This is a genomic window from Bombella intestini (assembly GCF_002003665.1).
Classification (GTDB): domain Bacteria; phylum Pseudomonadota; class Alphaproteobacteria; order Acetobacterales; family Acetobacteraceae; genus Bombella; species Bombella intestini.
Window position 1 is genome coordinate 184440 of record NZ_JATM01000003.1, and the last position, 18896, is coordinate 203335.

Here is an 18896-nt window from a genome sequence, read left to right on the forward strand (position 1 = left end):
TGATGGCGGATATTATGCCGGACCTCTTTGGTGGTCCCTCATCTAGGGAGGCTTCCCAGCGTGATGAGGAAGCCGCCCGTCCAGCATCTTCCTCATCACGCCGTGGGACGGGAACCCAGCCACTGGCGGACCGTTTGCGCCCGCAGTCGCTGGATGATGTGCAGGGGCAGACCCATCTTCTGGGGCCAGAGGGTACGCTGACCCGCATGTTGGAGAGTGGCCATCTTTCCAGTTTGATTCTTTGGGGCGGGCCGGGATGCGGTAAGACGACTATTGCTCAGTTGCTCGCAGAACGGGTGGGGCTTTTTTATACTAAGATTTCTGCCGTGTTTTCCGGTGTCGCAGATCTGAAAAAAGCGTTTGATGAAGCCCGCCGCAAGGCCGAGGCCACGGGGCGGGGTACGCTGCTGTTTGTTGATGAAATACATCGTTTCAATCGTGCTCAGCAGGATGGTTTCCTGCCCTATGTGGAGCAAGGAACGGTAGTGTTGGTAGGTGCGACAACGGAAAATCCGTCTTTTACGCTGAACTCTGCCCTCCTGTCGCGCTGTCAGGTTCTGGTGCTGCACCGGTTGGATGACGCTGCGCTGGAGCAGTTGCTGGTGCGGGCAGAGCATGAAACTGGGAGATTATTGCCGCTGACGGACGAGGGACGGACCTCTCTGCGGGCCATGGCGGATGGAGACGGCCGTTATCTGCTGAACATGGTTGAGCAGCTTTTATCTTTGACAAAACGTGAGGCATCGCCTCTGGGACCGGATGAATTGGCCCGGTCCCTCTCCCGGCGGCCCGTCCTTTACGATAGGGACCGGGATGAACATTACAATCTGATTTCTGCCCTGCATAAATCTTTGCGGGGGAGTGACCCGGATGCCGGTCTTTACTGGTTTGCTAGGATGCTGGAAGGGGGCGAAGACCCCCGCTATATCGCCCGCCGCCTTGTCCGTTTTGCTAGTGAGGATATTGGTGAAGCTGACCCGACCTCTCTGCCTTTGGCACAGGCTGGGGCAGCTGCTTACGAGCGGCTCGGTTCCCCGGAGGGTGAGGTGGCCTTGGCGCAGGTGGTGGTTCATTTGGCAGTCGCTTCCAAATCCAACGCTGTTTATAAGGCGTATAACGAGGCCCGAGTTCTGGCGAAGCGGACGGGTAGTCTCATGCCACCCGCCCATATTCGCAATGCTCCCACGGCTTTGATGAAGGAGCTGGGGTATAAGAAGGGCTATGAGTATGATCACGATTGTGAGGATGGCGTTTCCGGCCAGAATTATTTTCCCGATGGCATGGAAAGAGTGACCCTTTACAAACCAGTTGATCGTGGTTTTGAAGAAAGAATCAGGAAACGGCTAGACATGTTGGCGCAGAAACGGGCATCTCGCCAGTCATGAGTGTAGAGAATCGTATTGTCAGCGAAGATGAGGCCGATCTGCGTCTCGACCGCTGGTTCCGTCGTCATTATCCCAATCTGACACAGGGTGGCTTGCAGAAACTGTGCCGTAAGGGGCAGGTGCGGGTTGATGGGGGCCGTGTGCAGCCCAACAAGCGGCTTTATCCCGGCCAGAGCATCCGTATCCCGCCGCTGCCAGACCAGAGCCGCCCCGCACCACCGCCGCCGCCTAATCCGGCGTTGGTCCAACAGCTGCGGGACATGATTATTTATGAGGACGATCATCTGATCGTGCTGAACAAGCCATCTGGTCTGGCAACGCAGGGTGGCCCCGGTATTACTGTGCATGTGGACATGATGTTGGAGGGCCTGCGGCCAGAAGGTGGGGACAAGCCCCGTCTTGTCCATCGTATTGACCGTGATACATCCGGTATCCTGCTTCTGGCTCGTACTCCCGGTGTGGCGGCCAAACTGGCAGCGGCTTTCCGGGGGCGGGATGTTAGCAAGACTTATTGGGCAGTGGTTGTCGGGCGGCCCAGCCCGGCCGAAGGTGTGATCGACCAGCCATTGGCTAAGGTTGGAGCCGGCGGAGCCTCGCTTATCGTTCCTGTCTCTCGTGGAGAGGAGGATGCAATGAGTGCCAAGAGTTCCTATGAAACGCTGGATGCTACCGGCAAGCGTTTTAGCTGGCTGGCTCTCTCCCCTTGGACGGGGCGCACCCATCAGTTGCGTGTCCATACAGAAAGTCTAGGCACCCCCATTCTTGGGGACCCCCGCTACGGAGGTGAAACGGCCCATGTGGAAGGTTTCCCCGACAGGCTGCATCTTCATGCTCGGATGTTGGATTTCCCACATCCGGCAGGGGGACGGTTGCAGGTAGCCGCTCCTTTGCCGCCTCATATGCGTGAGACCTTCCAGATGTTGGGTTTCATTGCGGGGGATACACCGGCACCACGTCGGACACGGTAATAGGCTGGCAGGGGCAGCGGCCCTTCTTGCGGATTAAGAGAACAAGGACAACAGGCAGATGAAGAAGCTGGCAGCAATCCTGATCGGACTGATAGTGGTGCTGACGGGCATAAGCCTTGCTCCGCAGTTTCTGATAGACCAGAACAGGTTGCGTCAGAGCGTCAAGGAAGTTTTCCAGCGTCAGACAGGCTTGGAATTGAAGATGGGGGAAACCTCCTTTCAGCTTCTGCCTTGGCCGTCTTTTCAGGCAACTAATGTGGTGCTGACCCGCCCGGGCTGCACGCCTTTTGTGGCGGCTCGTTCTGTCCATGCTGATATGTCTCTGCTAGCCATCCTGAACCGGGAAATTTCCTTTCAGCAATTTACGGTGAAGGGAGCGGGCATCATGCTGCATCGGGCCAGTGAGAAAGACTGTTCTACATGGCTGCCTATGATCTCGCAGGATAAAGGAGCGGTGGTTCTGCCGGGTCACGATGGCCGGGTTAGCCCCCGTTGGAAAGTCAGTTTCGGGGGGCTGCACCTGACCAACGCAGAACTTTCATGGCAGGATGATTTATCAGACGGCCATGTTCCTGCGGGCGGGCATCTCCATATTGATAGTCTGGACTTGGCAGGAATGCGCAGTGCCAGCCCGTGGGTGGACCTGCAGGGTTCGCACGACCATACGCCCTTTACACTGCGGGGGCGGGTTGGGCCGCTCAACCGGCTGGTGTCGGCCAAAGCAGAGCAGAAAGACCCGTGGGCCTTCAGTCTGGGCATGACGCTAGGAGAGGGGGAGCATCAGGATCATGCCACGTTGGATGGTGTCATGCGGGATGCTCATCATCTGCAGGGTGTGAACTTTACTCTTTCGGGGCGTTGGTCGTCCTTGCAGGGTATGAGGCATCTTTTCCCTCATGCGCTTCCGGCTGACCTTGGGCAACTGGAAGGTACGATCCGTTTCCATAGCGATGACGGGGTGGGTTCTACTTCCGCCGCTACAAATGGGGCCGATATGGCCCTGACGGATGCTCTGCTCCATTTGCCGGGTAGATTGGTGCCGGATCAGATTCATGTCCATCTCGGTAGTGTCAGCTTGCCCGCAGGAGAGTGGCATATTGCAGCGCCTCTTCAGCTGAGTGATATCCAAATTGATGCAGACAGTGCGCAGGCACCGCTTGTGCTACAGGGGCAGGCGATTTGGGGGCGTTATGCATGGCTCTTTCATGGGGAGGCTGAAAGCCTCCAGCAGGCACGGATCGCCGCTTTTAGTCGAGACCCGGCTTCCGTTGGGCTGAAATTGAACGTGCAGGGGCAGGATAGGACATTATCCAGTCTCTTCAATCGTAATGATGCCGCTAAAACAGATGCCAGACAGGATCATGTATCCTTCGACCTTCAGGGGCAGGTCGGCCAGCAGGGGAGTACTCTAGCTCTCTCCGGTCAGGCGGCGTTGCTCCAGCTTCCCGACATCAGGGGGCTATCCGGCCTGCTGGTACATGATGGTCATGTGAAGGGACAGCTTATCATGGGGCCGGTGAAGGATGCTGGTGTGTCATCCTTGTCTGTTCAGGATGTGGAGTTTGAGAGCCAAGAAATTGGCGGCACAGTGTCGGCTGAACTTCCTGTTCAACCAGAAGCCGGGCTGATGGGTAAGCTGCATCTGACTCATCTGGACGGGGACCGCTTTACATACGCCCCTATTATGGCACCAACCGAAACCACATCACCGGCTGGTATTCATCAGTCTGAAGATAAATCACAGCTAGTGCAGAAGCCTGAGTCTGCTCCTGCTCATGGAAAGACCCCTACAGGGCTTCTGACCCAGTGGTTTGGAGGGATGGCGACTAGACCAGCAGATATTGATGTAATGGCTGATCGGCTTAATGTAGCGGGCATCGCCTATCAGGGGGTACATCTGCACCTTCTAGGGCTGGAAGGGCGATTGAGTCTGTCCGTGCTGGAAGGAACTGTGCAGGATGTGCCTCTCTCGGGGGAGATTGTGCTGGATGGCTCTCAAGAACCCGTGCGGATGGGCATGAAAGCCGATCCTCTCATCTTGCCTGCAGGCTGGGTGCAAACCTTGCTAGGGCAGGACATAATGTTTGAAGGGCCTGTGCAGTTGGATGGTGCTATTGGCACGGAGGGGGCACAGTCTGCGGCCCTGTGGCAGGGGCTGGATGGACAAATAGGTCTTTCACTTGTGGATGGCCGTGTTCATCGAGATGTTCTTGCGCCTCTAGCAGGGCCTGAGGCTAGTCTGTTGAAGCTGGGGTCCGGCACGATGGGGTTGCGTTGCCTAGCTGGGACGGTAAGGTTTGACCATGGGCAGGCGCATTTCAATGATATGGCACTGGAAGTGAAGCATCTTTCCGTTATCGGGCAGGGCACGATGACGTTGGATGACATGAGCTATACGCTCCAGCTTGTTCCGCACGTCACTCTTGTGGGAGCGGATTTCTCCACTCCGCTGGTTCTTTCCGGGCAGAAAGGTACGTTCCACATCGGGGCGCAAGGGAAGGATCAGGCCACGCTGAATACGGCTAACTTTGGTAATGATGCTTGCGCCTATGCTGTGCAGCAGGCCCGTGCCGGTCGGAAGGGGCTAGCCCTCCCTGCACGGGATGAGGGTGGCTCCAGCAAGGCAGGCAACTTGCTGCGTGCCTTCGGCCTTGGTGGTAACTGAACAGAGAAAGAAAGGACGGCGTCATGGCGCAGTTCCACAAGCGGTTCTGGAAGCAGGTAACAGTGGGGCCGGTTGGTGAAGAGGGCCAGCAAGGGCCTTTGCTGGATGGCCGCCCCGTCAAGCTGCCTGCTGGGGGGCTTCTGGCTGTGACATCACCCGTTCTGGCGCAGGCCCTTGCGGAGGAATGGAAGCAGATTGCTGTAGGGGCGCAGTTTACCCCTGATGATCTGGCCCTGACACGTATTGCGGGCAGCTATATCGAGCGTATCCTGCCTGATCGTGCCGCTATGGAAGCCGCTCTGCATGCTTATGGCATTGATGACAATCTTTGCTATCAGAGTGCCGCACAGGATGAGAGGGTGGTAGCCCGCATCCGGGATTGGGCGGCGGAGCAGGGGCTGCATCCTGCTATGACGGATGGCCTCATGCCGCTAACACAGCCAGAAACTTATAAGGAGGCTCTGAAGCGGTACCTTTCCGCACGGGAGCCACTTATTCTGGCAGCTCTAGGTGTGATGGTGCCCATCACGGGGAGTCTGCTTCTACCGTTGGCCTTGGTGTATGATGTCGTCAGCTTCGATGATGCCGTGCATTTGGCCCATGCGGATGAATATCGCCAGCTGGAAAAGTGGGGCCATGATAAAGAGTTGGCCACATTGTTGGAGAAGCGGAACACGGATATTGCCGATGCGCTCCGTTTTTTACATTTGGCGCAGGGTAGAGCTCTGAACGGCTGATAAGAAAAAAGCCCTTTTGGCATTACGGCCAGAAGGGCTTTTTTGATGATCTTTTAGGAGAGCGTTTTACTCTCCGCTGTCTGGCACCATGATGCTGACGGCAGCGGTGGCAGCGATGCCTTCTTCCCGTCCTGTAAAGCCCAGACGCTCGGAAGTCGTGGCTTTAACAGAAATGCGGCTGGGGTTGACCTTCAGCAGCTCGGCAAGGCGGGCGCACATAGCTTTGGCATGGGGACCGATCTTCGGGCGCTCACAGATAATCGTCAGGTCGGCATTAACCAGCATCCCCCCTTTGGAGCGGATAAGGTCCCCAGCATGGATGAGGAAGCGGGCAGAATCCATGTCACGCCATTTCTCATCCGTGGGGGGGAAGTGGCGGCCGATGTCGCCCTCATTCAGCGCCCCATAGATGGCATCGCAGAGCGTATGGATGCCCACATCCGCATCGGAGTGACCGGCAAGACCCTTCTCATGGGGTATCTCGATGCCACAGAGGATGAGTTTGCGACCTTCGGCGAAGGCATGAACATCATAGCCCAGACCGACACGGGGTAGAAGAACGGGTGCCTGCACAGGCTGGGTCTTTTGGTCCTCAATTACACGTTCAAGCCGCATCAGATCCTCCGTAACGGTCAGTTTGATATTATCTTCCGAGCCCATGACGATTGCTACCTTGTGACCTTCTGCCTCCAGCAGGCCAGCATCGTCGGTCAGGGCTGTGCGGTGGCGGTCATGCAGGTCCCGCAGCAGGGGGAAGGAAAAGCCCTGCGGGGTTTGGGCACGCCAGAGGCCTTCCCGTGGGACTGTCCCCGTGATGACGCCACCTTCCACCTTCTTCAACGTATCGCTGACAGGTAGGGCGGGGATGACGCCTTCAAAACTTTCTAGAGCCTCAAGGGTGCGGGCGATGACAGCAGCAGGCACGCAGGGGCGGGCACCATCATGCACGAGGACGATATCTGGTTGTTCTGGCAACTTGGCCAGAGCCTCCAGCCCAGCCCGCACGCTATCATGACGTTCTGCACCACCCTCGACTGGGGGGAGGACATCTAGTCCTGCTAGAGCCTCGGGCAAGAGCGGGTCACTGCCAACCGGCTGGAGGACATCCACGTGTGGCAATAGGGCCAGAGCGGCATGTCGGATAACTGGTTGGCCTGCCAGAAGATGGAACTGCTTGCTGATGCTGGCCTGCTCTTGTGTAGCACCGGCGGAGAAGCGCCGCCCACGTCCCGCCGCCAGAAGAAGGGCGGCAATGCGTTTGCGTTTGGGGCGGGCGTGAGGGGCGTTCAAGATGGTCAGTCCTTCTTTTACGGGTTTGTCAGTGGGTCATGCCCATATGGTGGGGGCTGTCCAGACTGAAAACGGGCACGGTGACATCAAAACGGTGACCACTGGTTGGAGCGATCATATGGTAGATGCCCTCCATGAAGCCGCTGGGTGTTTTGAGCTCAGCGCCGGATGTATATTGGTAGCTGCTATCTGGCGCAATGATGGGTTGCTCGCCTACTACGCCCTCGCCATGCACTTGTTCCCGCCCGCCACGTTCATCTGTGATGGTCCAGCTGCGGGAGAGAAGCTGGATGCTCTCCTTACCCTTGTTCTCGATCAGAACATGATAGAGCCAGACATAACGATGCTCTTCCGGGTCGGAATGTTCATCAACCCAGAAGGGGCGGACATTGACAGTTATCTCCCCAGTCCGGGCCGTGAAGGCAGGCAGGGCCGTTATGGGTTCCATCTCGAGGGTTTCCGTCTCGACCATAGGGTCTTCCGGAGGGGGGGAATTATCGGACATGGGCCCCTACTTAGAATCATTATAGCGATTTGTCAGGTCATTCTGTCAGGGCTGGGGGATTTTCCCCTCTTGGTATTCAGGAAATTTGGAATCTGTCGTGGCGCAGCCCGTCACGTTCCGCCCGGGGAGAAAGCGTGAAGGGCTGCACGACCACGGAGATTATTTACCGGCCTTCAGGGCGGCTTCGGCACCACGGCGAAGGTCTTCAATCAGGTCTTCCGCATCTTCCAACCCGACCGAGAAACGGATTGACCCATCCGTAATACCCAGAGCGGCCCGCTGCTCCGGTGTTAGTTTGCGGTGGGTGGTTGTGGCAGGATGAGTGGCAAGGCTACGGGCATCCCCTAGATTGTTGGAGATGGCAATAAGGCGGAACGCATTAAGGCAAGCAAAGGCTCCTTCCCGGCCATTGGCCACGCTGAAGGCTACCAGTGTGCCGCCGTTGCTCATCTGCTTGCGGGCAAGATCGGCCTGAGGATGGTCTTTACGACCGGGATAGCGGACAGATGTAATGCCGGGTAGCTCGCTCAGGGCATCAGCAACACGAGCCGCATTACGGGCCATGGCATCCACACGCAGGCGCAATGTTTCCAGCCCCTTGGAGAGAACCCACGCATTGAAGGGGGAGAGCGTATTGCCTGTATTACGGACGAAGGGCTGGAGTGTTTCGGTGATCCATTTTTTGCTGCCCAGAATGGCCCCGCCCATCACACGGCCCTGACCATCAATATGCTTGGTACAGGAGTAGATGACGACATCCGCACCAAGTTCCAGCGGTTTTTGGCCAACAGGGGTAGCAAAGACGTTATCAACCATGAAGACAGCCCCAGCCTTATGGGCGAGGTCCGCAATATGGCGGATATCCAGCACATCCAACATTGGGTTGGAAGGTGTCTCAATCAGCACGGCCTGCGTGGGTTTGGAGAGAGCCTCTTCCCACGCTTTGGGGTCTGTACCATCCAGCATGACGGTCTCAATCCCGTAGCCGGGGAGCAGCGAGTCCAGCAGCCAGTGTGTGGAGCCGAAGAGGGCGCTGCTGGCCACAACGCGGTCACCGGCCTTCAGTTGGGCGAGTAGGGCGCAGGAGACAGCCCCCATGCCGGTGGATGTTGTCTGGCAGGCTTCAGCCCCTTCCAACAGAGCGAGGCGATCTTGGAGCGCATCCACTGTAGGGTTGCCGTAGCGGGAATATTGAAGGTGCTGAATTGTGCCTTCAAAGGTGGCATCAGCCTGTTCCGCACTGTCATAGACAAAGCCGGATGTTGGGAAGATGGCGTCAGACGTTTCGCCATGTTCGGTACGGTTGCGAGCATCGTGCAGCAGACGTGTGTCAGTGCGGCAGGAGGCAATGAAGGATGGGTCGGTAGAGGGCATGGGTTCCTCCAGCTTGAAGAGGCAGGGCTACAAAATGACCTGCCCGATTAGGATGGAGGCCGTATGAAGTCCTGATTCTACGGGAGAGAAACAGGGCCTCTTTAGCGCATGTTTTTTTACCTCGCCGCAAGCCGGCCTATCAAATCACGAGGGCAGTCTACCTTTCGGCAGCACCACGCTCCGACTATGCGCTTGGTGGGAGGGAGCGTCAAGGAGAAGCAGTGATGCCATGTTGTAAAACTCTACGAAAAGGGGATTGCATGGCACACAGCCTGCCAGTATAAGGGCCTCCACGAAGCGGATGTAGTTCAATGGTAGAACGGCAGCTTCCCAAGCTGCATACGGGGGTTCGATTCCCCTCATCCGCTCCAAACTCTCCCCAAAAAATGAGATAGTCCGCTTCCCACCCCTTAGAGGGATGGAGAGGCAGTTTTGCGCCGTGCCAGCAAAAGATAGCTGAGCGTAGAGACGAGCAGGGCTGTCAGCCATGAGATGTCCACGCCGTGCAGCCGCTCCAGCAGTGGGCCATGATAGAAGGACAGGTTGAGAAAGGGGATTTCAGCCAGAATCCCCAGCCCGTAGCTGAATAGGGCCGGGCCATTCACAAGCCCATAGACGCCGCCATCCCGTTCGAAGAAGGATGAGACGTGATAATCCCCCTTACGGATGAGGTAGAAGTCCGCCAGATTTATGGCTGTCCATGGGATCATGACGGCCATGAGCAGGTCCAGCAGGGCGCTATAGGCGGCATTGAAGGACTTGGCCATGAAGAGAGCCATCGCTGTAGCTGTTAGGATGATGAGCAGGGTGATGATGAGGCGACTGCGGCCCCGTGGCTGCCAGCTAGTACGGCAGCTATGCAGCAGCGTGATAAGAGAGAGCGTGCAGCAGTAGAGGTCCATGGCATTGGCAAAGGCGATGGATAGCCCCAGCACAAGAATGATTAGCCCTGCCCACGGCCCGGTCATGTGTGTGATGGCAACGGCAGGCGATAGACCCGTTGCGGCACTGAGGAAGGCTCCCGCTGCCATTGCCAAAAAGGTTCCACCGACTGTACCGCCATAGCAGGCGAGGAAAATACGGGGATAGCTAGCCTTTTCATCCGGCAAATAGCGTGAGGAGTCCGAGACGTAAGGAGCCGTAGCGATCTGCCAGAGTACGGCGATGGAAAAGGCCTGAAGAAAACCAGCAAAAGAGCCGTGCATGTCTGCCAGAAAGGCTTGTCCGTTTGGCAGGCTTGCTAGTCCGACAAAGAAGCAGAGCAGGATGACGGCAGCCGTGATGAAGGAGACGGCTGAGGAAAAGATTTCGATTGTCCTATAGCCGATAATGCAGGGCAGCAGGCTGAGCACAGCCATGATGAGAATGGCCGGATGTGCTCCCAGCAAAGGTAGGACGCTTCGCAGCGCATCGCCGCCTACCACGCAGTTTGAAGCAACAAAGCTGACATACATGATGACGACCATCAGGATGACCGGAATGGCCCCCCACGCCCCGAATTGCCCCCGGCTTTGAATCATCTGCGGGACACCCAGCCGTGGCCCCTGCACAGCATGAAGAGCCATGAAGACCGCCCCGAGCAGGCTGCCCAGCAGGAAGGCAAGGGCTGTCATGCTAAAGGAGATATGACATTGCAACGGGCCTAACGCACCGGTCACGACTGTTAGCAGCGTCATGTTAGTGCTGAACCAGATGGTGAACTGGTCCCGGGGGCGTCCCCGCCTGTCCGAGGCGGGGATGGGGTGGATGGTGTGTTGTTCAATTGCTGAGAACATGATGGTCTGCCTTGCCGTGATCCGTGCCTGAAATGCCGTTACAGGCTGATGTTGATGCGCCCGTAATAATATCCCCCTGTCATGGGGATACCGGCGGAGTTGTTGTCATAGAACAGCGTGCCAAGGTAGGAGTTCTCGGCTGGCATCCGGCGAGGGCGGATATTGAAGAGATTATTCCCGCCGATAGCGAGATGGATGCGCTTTGTAGCCTGGAAGCCGACCTCAAGGTCTGTCAGCCATGCGGGTGTGTTTACGAAGCGGTGGAACTGGCTCTGTGAATATTGCAGGGCAGCCGGTGCCATGTCCTGATAAGTCACGTTGTTGACCGTCTCGCCATAGCGGGTCTGGCGTAGGTTCACGTTCCAGCGGTTCAGCTTCCAATAGGCATTGAGAACAATCTTGCTGCGTGGTGATGCTGTGGTGAGATAGCCGATCTGCTGGGCATTGAGGATGGGTGATTCATCTGCATAGGTATTGAGATGATGGATGCGGGTCCGGTTAAGATTGAGAGCCATGCTGAGATTGAGTGACCCGTAGCGGTGCAGCTTCAGATTGTAATCGGCCATGATGTCCAGCCCCTGCGTGCGGGTGCTGGCACCGTTGGTGAAGTAGGTTGCCGTTACGTTGTCCGGGTCCAGACCGCTGGGCAGGGCGGCCCCCATAAGGGCGATGGCGTTTTCTGCTGCACTACCCTGAAAGCTGCCACCCGGAGCAATGCGGTTGCGGATATTAATCTGATACACATCCACAGAGACATGAAGATTCGTAATGGGTTCCATCACGATGCCGCCGCTGGCGTTGGTGGAGCGTTCGGCTTTCAGCTTCTGTGCTCCGAGGGAACTGGCCGCCACGGAGCTGACGGGCAAGCTGGCGGAGGCCCCGTTGGGAATAACGCTTAGTGCGCTGTAATGCTGCTCCAGCAGGGTTGGGGCACGATAGCCGTTGCTGATGGTAGCGCGTATGGCAAAACGTTTCGTAAAGTCATAACGGGCGGCGACTTTGCCTGTCTGGGCATTGCCGGAATCGGTGTAATGTTCGTACCGCCCGCCGAAATCGACATCAAGATGACGTAGCGGGTGAAAATCAGCATCAATGTAACCGGCCCAGACATTGCGGGTCCATGATCCGGCATTCTGTGGCATCAGGCCCGAAAAGCCCTGAAGGCCGCCCTTGTAGTAGGAGGCAGGTTCACCAGCACCGATGGTGTATTTCTCTAGCCTGTGCTGTGCCCCGAAGGAGAGATCCAACGAGTGGCCCGGAGCAAAGGCAAATTTGCGGCTGATATTTAGCGTGTTGTTCCACTGTTCGTTTTTGAAGCGTTCTGTCCGAACTTTGGTGGGGGATGTGCCATAATCGGCATAATAAGCCGGGTTGCCGCTGTTTTTAAGGCTCATATGGTCATCATCAGCCCCGTAGGTTGTGTTGGCATCCCAATGAAACCCAGCAGGCAGACGGCCTTTTAGCCCCAGAGTGACGGCGAAATCCTGTTCCTCCATGGCCTCAATGGGGGAAAAGCCGTTGGGGAAATATTGTGGGAAGACATCCGGTGTCCGGTAATCCTGAAAGCCTTCGCCGTGACGGTGGGCATAAGTGACAAAGCCATAGCCCTCCAGCGACTGGGTAAAGTGCTTGCCGAAATTGAGACTGAGGGTCTGGCGGGTCTGTTCAGCAAGGCTAAGGGCAGGGTCATCATACAGGCCCGTGCGGTCATCAATGCCTTTTTGGATGAAATGGTCCGTATGGAACATCTGTCCAGCGAGATTGACGTAGCCATCCTCACCAAGGGAAAAGCCTTTGTCGAAGCCGAACTGATACTGCCAGCCATCGCCATTATAGGCATTTGCGCCGGTCTGGGCATCGATATCAGAGCTTTTGATGTCCTTTTTCAACACAATGTTGATGACACCTGCCAATCCATCTGCCCCATAGCGGGAGGCTGCTCCATCCCGCAGGATTTCGATATGGTCGATAGCTTCAGGAGGAATCATGTTCAGATCGACCGGACTGGAGCCTTCCTCTGGCCCACTGTCGGCACTGATGTTTGCTGTGGTGTGGCGGCGTATGCCGTTGACAAGCACAAGCGTATGATTGGGGTTAAGCCCCCGCAGGCGGATGGAGGATGTCAGAGCAGAGGCATCATAGCCTGCCGTGCTGATGGTGACAGAGGGATTGATGCGGGCCAGCGCATCCGCCACGTTGAGCTGCCCTGTTCGCTGGAGCTGCTGAGCTGTGACAATATCAATAGGCGATGTACTGGTGCGTGCCCGTTTTAGGGGGGTGTTGGTCTGCCGGACAGTTAGATGTTCGGTAGATGTGGCATTGATGGCGTGGGGCCGATGGTGGGGATGGGCTGTAGTTGTATGGGGCACAGCTTTTGTTGCACCACTACCCTTTTTATGGGGTGCTCTGGTGGTTGTAACCGGGCCGTGGGTGGGAGCGGCGGCCAGAGCGGGGGATGCAAGGCCGGACATGGCTGTGGAGAGCCCGAGACCAAAGCTGCATGAGCCCATCAAGCAGGACAGGGATAGCAGGGAGGCAGGCAGACGGTAAGGGCCATGCAGGCGGGGCATCGTTGTTTCTCCAGAGTGCGAAAAGGATGGCGGGTTAGTCGGGGGAGGAAAAGCGGGTAGCGAGGGCGGTGATATGTTCCGGGCCGATGCCGCAGCATCCACCAATGATGTTGGCGCCGGCCTCGTGCCAGCGTTGGGCGAATTCGCCGTAATGCTGCGGGGTCAGCGTGCCATCTAGCGGTGTGATGCTTTCATTTGCGCCTTGGCCCTTATCCTCATGGTGGTTATGAGCGAAGCCATTGGCATAAACACCAAGCTGTAGGGTGGTCGTGGAATCACCGTGAGCCTTCAGCACGTTGCGGGCTGTTCGTAGTGCCACTTCCATGATGCGAGGGTCGCTACAGTTGAAGAGAAGAGCCTCTAACTTCAACCGAAGGGCAGCCTTCACGGCTTCTTCCAGCCGTTCACCTGATCGCAAGCAGACCGGGGCGTGCTGGTGGATGAGTGCTGCGGGATCGGAATCATCCAATGTGAAGCTTCCCCAGAAGGGCCGTGTATCGTCCGTATTCTGGCGAACGAGCCGGTGGGCTGTTTGGAGTTCCGCAATGCTGCTTTGTGTCTCTGCCAGCCAGAGGTCAACCGATGGTGCTAGCCCAGAGATGAGCGGGGTTAGGATGGCCTCTGCTTGCTGAGGGGTGAAGAGGTCGGGCCGGTAGGAGCCGCCAGTTGGAGGTAGAGAACCAGCCAGAAGGGGGTATGTCCGTTGTGCCTCTCCATTGGTTTGCGCCGCAATGGCCTGCCGTCCCAGATGGCCGGATAGACGGGCTAGTGTTTCGCCCTGTTCTGCAAAACGCTCTTCACCAATATGAAAAGGCACCACGGCATAGCTATTGCTTGTGATGACCTGCGCCCCTGCCTTGAGGAAATTTTCATGTGCCTGTTGCACTAGGTCAGGCCGCTCCATCAGGCTGAGGGCTGACCATTCCGGTTGGCGGAAGGGGGCCCCCATGCGGTGCAGTTCACGTCCCATTCCGCCATCCAAGATGAGAGGAGTGCGAGCATTATCGGGAAAGATGGACGTGATGGAGGAAGGCATGGCGTCTCTGTCTCATCGGGGGATGGCTGCGCCCCCTTGTATTTCTGTCTGTTGAAGAAGCGTCATGGGTAAAAAAAGCGGTGAAAAATATCAATCCCATACATATATAAGCATAGTGTTATATGTAAAGTATAAGCGGGAGCAGGAAAGGCAGTTACTGGGTAGAATAAATGAAAATCAGTTAATGGAATGTATTTCATCACATAAGGATGTGATTATCCTGATGTAAAACGCTGTAAAAAATATTTTGCCTCAGCCCGGAAAAAGCCGCCTGCTTCCCTACTGAAATATGAATCCCACCCTCTATGATAAGACGGTGGGAGCAGTGGGATTAGGGGCTGTTGAGGGTGTCTTGATATTTTTGACCATCGAACACCCAGCGGTCATTTCCATCAACGACGATATCAGCCATGCCATTATGACGCTGACGGGCGATACGGATGGTGCCATTCACGCTATCAAGCAATGTGTCCCATTTATCGCCATTTTTACGGTAAATGGAGGTTGTGCAACCCGCCGAACCGCAGAGGCGATAGGATTGTAGCTGGACAAACAGGATTGTGCCTTTTTGTTTCGGGGCAAGTTTGGCCGTACCAGTTAGGACGATGGGCTGTTCGTTATGGCGAGTTGCATCTTCCAGAAGGTCGGTATTCAGACTGCGGGCCGCATTGTCTAGTTCCGTACCGGGTTGAGATTTTAGCTCCACAGGAATGGTGCCAGAAGATTGGGATGCGTGATGGCGATGTGCTGAATGTTTCGCCGTGTTTGCCCCGGCAGGGGTAATCAAGGCAAGGCCAGAGAGGGCCATGACAGTGGCAGCGGGACGCAGGCTTTTGGTAAAGCCATGAAAGCGGCGAGAGGCAGGTGATAGGCGGGTCATGGCGTTGTTATCCTCTGGGAAGAGCAGGAAGGAGCAGGGGCGTTATTCATAACGTAATGTGACGACAAGCACATCCCGATAGGCGGGGTGTGCCGGGTCTTCCGGCTCGACAGCTGTCACGCCGTGATAAACCCGGTGGTCATCCACAATGGCTGTATCCAGGGGGTCCGTTAGAGTGAAGGAGCCTAAAACAGTCTGTTGATCCAACGCATGGATGCTGGTGACGCCTTCACGAATATTGCAGCGGTTGACCATGAAGACGAACACCCAGTCTACACCATCTCGATGCATCCCTTCTGGCGTGGGGAGAGCGTCCGCATCATTGGCAGCCTCGATACGGAACTGATGCACTTCTACATGCCATGATGCTGGCTGTGGTCGTTCAGAAGAGAGATGATCTGCCATGCTGGAAGAGGCCTGAAGAATGGCTGTCAGGGCAGGATGGTGCCCGATCTCATCTGTGATCGGGCTGAACCAGCGTTCCACACCGCCATTGAGCACATTATAATCTCGGCTCTGGTAATGGGGTTGATGTTCTTTGCGTGTTAGATTGTCGCCAGTGATGGAGAAAGTGGCATAACGGCGGCGGCGATAGCGTCCACCATCGGCCATGTAGAGGTCCACGCCCAGATCGTTCCAACTTTCCGCGAAACCCTGCCAGTCTTTCAGGCCGTAGGATTCTAGCCATGTTTTAGCGCGCTGTGCAGGGAGAAAGGCAAAACCGTCTTTCGTGATCTGCTGTTCGGTAGAGGCGGTGGGTATTGTGCAGGATGGAGTCATAGTGGGCGGCTCCCTGTAGCCGTAATGAAAACAGAATGGAACTGGCACCTGTCCGGCATTACGGATCATGATGGCACGTCCGCCTAGTATAGGGGGTCTCAGGGCTGCTGTCTTGCGCTCTATGCACCCTCCATGAAAAACCCCTTCGCACGATGTGGAAGGGGTTTTTCACGGCAGAACTAAAAGAGGGTCTTACTTACCCTTGTTCTCGATGGGCGTTTCTTTGCCGTTCAGGTCTGGATTGTTGGGTCGGAAGCGTTCGCCAAGAGCGGCGCAGATGGTACGGAAAATACCGCTGATGCCCATCTGGTGCTGGCGGAACAACCCTTCATGAATAAAGCGGGCCAGTTGCGCTCCAAGGCCGTGGCCACCAAAGCCTTTCTTGGAAGGCCACATGCCCCAAGCATTGTAGCGGCCCAGAGCCACAACGGCGCCACGGTCGTTATAAACGAAGGGAACGGGTTGTTTGCCTGTCAGCTGCCGGGGAATAGCGACACGGCCAACATAGCGGCCTTCCTGTCGGGCTGCCTGAGCCGTAGGGGCAGTCGGGTTGACCTCCATACGGGCACAGTCCCCAATCGCATAAATGGACGGGTCTTTCGTGGTCTGGAGCGTATCAGTGACCATGATCTGCCCACTGCGGCTAAGCTCAAGATTTTTGAGGAGGGACGTTGCAGCGCAGGCCTTCACACCGGCCGCCCAGATGGGGAAGTCGGACTCAATACGGCGGCCATCCTTGAGGGCAATATAACCACAGCCAACTTCGCTAACCATGCCGTTCGTGATGACATCAAAACCCAGCTTCTCCAGCTCGGCTTGTGCCTCAGCTGATACCTGTTCCGGGAATGGTGGAAGGAGGCGGGGTTGTGCTTCAATCAGTGTGGGCTTTAGCAGTCTTTTCCGTGCGGACGGACCAAGGCCGGGTGTGCTGTCGATAGCCTGACAGAGTTCAGCAGCCAGCTGCACGCCCGTGGCACCACCGCCGACAATGCTGAGATTGACAGGCTTGTTTGTCAGCTGTGCCCGTTCGATGAGGGAGCGGAAACGGTCGTGAATGACGTTTGCATCAGCCAGAGTGTTGAGGAAGAGGCAGTTCTCTTTTGCACCCGGCGTACCAAAGTCGTTTGCACAGGCCCCCAGAGCCACGATCAGCAGATCGTAGTTCAGTACCTGCCCATTTTCTAGGTTCAGCGTCTTTGTTGTGCTGTCGATGGTATCCAGCGTGCTCTGGATGAAGGAGAAGCCAAAACGTTTGGCAAGCTCGTTAAAGGCGAAAAGATTCCCCTTCGGGCCGATCGTGCCAGAGGCGAGCTCATGTAGAACGGGCTTCCAGATATGGACGGCGTTCTGATCGATCAGGGTAATCCTGACCTTAGAATTGTGGCTGAGCTGGGTTGCGGCTTCCAGCCCGCCAACACCCCCCCCTAGAATGACGACATGCTTTTTTGCGGACATGAAACCGTTCCTCGTTTTTCCGACGTGATTTTCGTGACAGGCGTAAGCAGGACGCATAACTATTCGTGCTCTAGCCGTCCGTATCAGTATATACAAGCCCTGTCATGGTAATCGACATGGTTTTCTGAGTATATCAGTCCCCTATTTTAAGGGGGGCTGCTGTCCGCTGATGGTAGGGCAGGCCCGGTCCGTATAACAAGGCCGATACCCTACCACATCCGGGGGTGGGAACCCCCAGCTTTAGCTCCGGTAAGAGCCGTTGATGTCGATATAACCGTGGGTGAGATCACAGGTCCAGACGCTCGAACATCCCAAACCAAGGCCTATATCTGCCGTGATTGTGATCTCCTGCTGGCGCATGTAGGCATCCAGCGCATGGACGTCATGCTCTTTGACGCTGCCTTTACTGGCCACCCAATGGTCCCCGATGGCGATGGAGAGGCGGTCCCTGTCAGCAGGTTCACCGCTCTTGCCAACGGCCATGACGATGCGGCCCCAATTGGCATCTTCCCCAGCAATGGCGGTCTTCACCAATGGAGAGTTAGCAATGGCCATGGCAATCCGCCGGGCGGACTGCTCGCTCTGTGCGCCTTGCACATCGACACGGATCAGCTTGGTGGCCCCTTCGCCATCCCGGACAACCAGCAGGGCCAGCTCATGGAGCAGGTCCTTCAGGGCTGCACGGAACTCGGCCAGTGCTGAATCCTCATGACTGCTGATCGCCTCATGCTTTGCCTGCCCAGTGGCGAAAAGCATTAGCATGTCCGATGTGGATGTGTCTGAATCCACCGTGATGGAGTTGAAGCTCGGTCCCACACCTTCTTCTAGCAGGGCCTGAAGAACCGGCTGAGGCAGAGCGGCATCCGTGGCGACATAGGCCAGCATCGTGGCCATGTCCGGGGCGACCATGCCGGACCCCTTGGCGATTCCTTGAATGCAGACCGGCGTGTCGCCTATCGTCACTTCACGGCGGGCGGCCTTGGGGAAGGTATCGGTCGTCATGATAGCGCGGGCAGCGTCTTCCCAGCCGTCATCATGCAAGGCCTCGATAGCTGCAGGCAGAGCCGAGAGGATCTTTTTGTAAGGGAGTGTCTCGCCAATTACGCCAGTAGAGGCGAGGAAAACATCCTCAACTGGGCACCCCAGCAGGTGTGCTACTTCACCAGCACAGGCCACCACGGCTTCTTCCCCGGCACGACCGGTGAAGACATTTGCATTGCCGGAGTTCACCAGCAGTGCCCGTGCATGAGGCGTGTTCGCAAGGGCGCCGCGGCACCAGGGGATGGGAGCCCCCGGGCAGAGATTGCGGGTGTAGACACCTGCTGCCGTTGTGCCCGGGGCGAACTCGACCAGCATAAGGTCGGTCCGCCCGCTATAGCGGATATTGGCTTCCACACCACTAAGCCGCACCCCGGCGATGGAGGTCAGCTTAGGCAGTGAGAGCGCCAGCGGGGAGCGGGGGTATGGTTTCGCCAT

14 protein-coding genes, 1 tRNA gene and 1 riboswitch are annotated in these 18896 nt (G+C 56.8%); of the genes, 5 read left to right on the plus strand and 10 right to left on the minus strand.

The features are described 5' to 3' along the window. Positions 1–2 precede the first annotated feature (2 nt). The 4 genes from AL01_RS05725 to AL01_RS05740 are packed head-to-tail and all read left to right on the plus strand — an operon-like array spanning position 3 to position 5755. Entirely contained in the window at positions 3–1385 is a 1383-nt protein-coding gene (locus tag AL01_RS05725) for a replication-associated recombination protein A (protein ID WP_077396653.1), read from the plus strand. Continuing rightward, positions 1382–2353, plus strand: a complete 972-nt coding sequence (locus AL01_RS05730) for an RluA family pseudouridine synthase (protein ID WP_077396503.1) — start codon at positions 1382–1384, stop codon at positions 2351–2353. The genes AL01_RS05725 and AL01_RS05730 overlap by 4 nt, the downstream gene beginning before the upstream one ends. 58 nt (positions 2354–2411) lie before the next feature. Continuing rightward, positions 2412–5018: an AsmA family protein gene (locus AL01_RS05735; RefSeq protein ID WP_077396504.1), complete on the plus strand. Its 2607-nt coding sequence runs from the start codon at positions 2412–2414 to the stop codon at positions 5016–5018. 23 nt (positions 5019–5041) lie between these two features. Continuing rightward, positions 5042–5755: an ATP12 family protein gene (locus tag AL01_RS05740; RefSeq protein ID WP_077396505.1), complete on the plus strand. Its 714-nt coding sequence runs from the start codon at positions 5042–5044 to the stop codon at positions 5753–5755. A gap of 66 nt (positions 5756–5821) precedes the next feature. On the opposite strand, the gene ispF is transcribed toward AL01_RS05740, so the two are convergent. The 3 genes from ispF to metZ form a co-directional block, all read right to left on the minus strand. Continuing rightward, a complete protein-coding gene (gene ispF, locus AL01_RS05745; RefSeq protein WP_077396506.1) occupies positions 5822–7045 on the minus strand; it encodes a 2-C-methyl-D-erythritol 2,4-cyclodiphosphate synthase in 1224 nt (407 codons plus the stop codon). 28 nt (positions 7046–7073) lie between these two features. Then, positions 7074–7550: a Co2+/Mg2+ efflux protein ApaG gene (gene apaG / locus AL01_RS05750; RefSeq protein WP_077396507.1), complete on the minus strand. Its 477-nt coding sequence runs from the start codon at positions 7548–7550 to the stop codon at positions 7074–7076. A 159-nt stretch (positions 7551–7709) separates the two neighbouring features. Next, positions 7710–8924 carry an O-succinylhomoserine sulfhydrylase gene (gene metZ / locus AL01_RS05755; RefSeq protein ID WP_077396508.1) on the minus strand — a complete coding sequence of 405 codons (1215 nt, stop codon included), beginning with the start codon at positions 8922–8924 and terminating at the stop codon, positions 7710–7712. An 80-nt stretch (positions 8925–9004) separates the two neighbouring features. Continuing rightward, positions 9005–9085, minus strand: a riboswitch (SAM riboswitch). 136 nt (positions 9086–9221) lie between these two features. Between metZ and AL01_RS05760 the strand changes: the two genes are divergently transcribed. Continuing rightward, positions 9222–9295, plus strand: a tRNA-Gly gene (locus AL01_RS05760). 39 nt (positions 9296–9334) lie between these two features. On the opposite strand, the gene AL01_RS05765 is transcribed toward AL01_RS05760, so the two are convergent. The 7 genes from AL01_RS05765 to argJ form a co-directional block, all read right to left on the minus strand. Continuing rightward, entirely contained in the window at positions 9335–10699 is a 1365-nt protein-coding gene (locus tag AL01_RS05765) for a purine-cytosine permease family protein (RefSeq protein WP_077396509.1), read from the minus strand. A 38-nt stretch (positions 10700–10737) separates the two neighbouring features. After that, positions 10738–13269, minus strand: a complete 2532-nt coding sequence (locus AL01_RS05770; protein ID WP_241502723.1) for a TonB-dependent receptor plug domain-containing protein — start codon at positions 13267–13269, stop codon at positions 10738–10740. Between the two features lie 34 nt (positions 13270–13303). After that, a complete protein-coding gene (locus AL01_RS05775; protein WP_077396510.1) occupies positions 13304–14305 on the minus strand; it encodes a homocysteine S-methyltransferase family protein in 1002 nt (333 codons plus the stop codon). Between the two features lie 331 nt (positions 14306–14636). Further along, positions 14637–15185: a hypothetical protein gene (locus AL01_RS05780; protein WP_143280708.1), complete on the minus strand. Its 549-nt coding sequence runs from the start codon at positions 15183–15185 to the stop codon at positions 14637–14639. Positions 15186–15227: 42 nt separating this feature from the next. Then, the gene (locus tag AL01_RS05785; protein ID WP_077396511.1) at positions 15228–15965 is read right to left on the minus strand and encodes a 2OG-Fe dioxygenase family protein; all 738 of its coding nucleotides are present in this window, start codon (positions 15963–15965) and stop codon (positions 15228–15230) included. A 192-nt stretch (positions 15966–16157) separates the two neighbouring features. Beyond that, positions 16158–17420 (minus strand): NAD(P)/FAD-dependent oxidoreductase, encoded by a 1263-nt coding sequence (locus AL01_RS05790; RefSeq protein WP_077396512.1) that lies wholly within the window; start codon positions 17418–17420, stop codon positions 16158–16160. Between the two features lie 240 nt (positions 17421–17660). Beyond that, the gene (gene argJ, locus AL01_RS05795; protein WP_077396513.1) at positions 17661–18896 is read right to left on the minus strand and encodes a bifunctional glutamate N-acetyltransferase/amino-acid acetyltransferase ArgJ; all 1236 of its coding nucleotides are present in this window, start codon (positions 18894–18896) and stop codon (positions 17661–17663) included.

Coding starts and splice junctions, on each gene's coding strand:
- AL01_RS05740 (WP_077396505.1), top strand. CDS start 5,042: ATGGCGCAGTTCCACAAGCGGTTCTGGAAGCAGGTAACAGTGGGGCCG.
- AL01_RS05725 (WP_077396653.1), top strand. CDS start 3: ATGGCGGATATTATGCCGGACCTCTTTGGTGGTCCCTCATCTAGGGAG.
- AL01_RS05765 (WP_077396509.1), bottom strand. CDS start 10,699: ATGTTCTCAGCAATTGAACAACACACCATCCACCCCATCCCCGCCTCG.
- AL01_RS05730 (WP_077396503.1), top strand. CDS start 1,382: ATGAGTGTAGAGAATCGTATTGTCAGCGAAGATGAGGCCGATCTGCGT.
- apaG (WP_077396507.1), bottom strand. CDS start 7,550: ATGTCCGATAATTCCCCCCCTCCGGAAGACCCTATGGTCGAGACGGAA.
- AL01_RS05770 (WP_241502723.1), bottom strand. CDS start 13,269: ATGCCCCGCCTGCATGGCCCTTACCGTCTGCCTGCCTCCCTGCTATCC.
- AL01_RS05780 (WP_143280708.1), bottom strand. CDS start 15,185: ATGACCCGCCTATCACCTGCCTCTCGCCGCTTTCATGGCTTTACCAAA.
- argJ (WP_077396513.1), bottom strand. CDS start 18,896: ATGGCGAAACCATACCCCCGCTCCCCGCTGGCGCTCTCACTGCCTAAG.
- AL01_RS05775 (WP_077396510.1), bottom strand. CDS start 14,305: ATGCCTTCCTCCATCACGTCCATCTTTCCCGATAATGCTCGCACTCCT.
- AL01_RS05790 (WP_077396512.1), bottom strand. CDS start 17,420: ATGTCCGCAAAAAAGCATGTCGTCATTCTAGGGGGGGGTGTTGGCGGG.
- AL01_RS05735 (WP_077396504.1), top strand. CDS start 2,412: ATGAAGAAGCTGGCAGCAATCCTGATCGGACTGATAGTGGTGCTGACG.
- AL01_RS05785 (WP_077396511.1), bottom strand. CDS start 15,965: ATGACTCCATCCTGCACAATACCCACCGCCTCTACCGAACAGCAGATC.
- metZ (WP_077396508.1), bottom strand. CDS start 8,924: ATGCCCTCTACCGACCCATCCTTCATTGCCTCCTGCCGCACTGACACA.